Below are 475 nucleotides of genomic sequence, written 5' to 3'. Positions count from 1 at the left end.
CAACGCCGCGCAGCAAAGCAGCAGCCACTACCGCTGGGACGAAGGCGGGCGATTGGTCGAACGGCAGTTGCCCGCCACACCCCATGCGCCCGCACAAACCCACCGCTACGAATGGGATGCGGCCGGGCGCCTCACGGCGGCCAGCGTCTGGCAACACAGCACCGCAGACAACGGCAACGGCCTCATCGCCCAACTGCAAAGCCGCATAGCACTGGAGCGCGATGCTCTGGGCCGCATCACCGCAGAAGTGCAGCAGCTGTACCGGCCCGGCAAGAACGGCAATGGCAACGGGAACGGGGTCGCAGACCAGATCGAATACGAACACCGCATCGCCCACACGCTGGACCGCCTGGGCGCACGCCAGCACAGCCAGCTGCAAGGCCTGGGAGAGATCGCCTGGCTCACCTACGGCTCAGGCCATGTACACGGACTGCAGCTCAACGGAGCCAGCCTCATCGACTTCGAGCGCGACAAC

The 475-nt window shown here is 66.1% G+C and carries 1 pseudogene; it reads left to right on the top strand.

The annotated features are described in order from the left end of the window. Positions 1-475, top strand: a pseudogene (locus tag IAE24_RS29990) (RHS repeat-associated core domain-containing protein); the annotation flags it as partial.

The sequence above is a fragment of the Delftia sp. S65 genome, from assembly GCF_016516495.1.
In the GTDB taxonomy this organism is placed as follows: domain Bacteria; phylum Pseudomonadota; class Gammaproteobacteria; order Burkholderiales; family Burkholderiaceae_C; genus Comamonas; species Comamonas acidovorans.
Note: the sequence above shows the minus strand (reverse complement) of the source record. Positions and strands in the feature narration are given on the sequence as shown.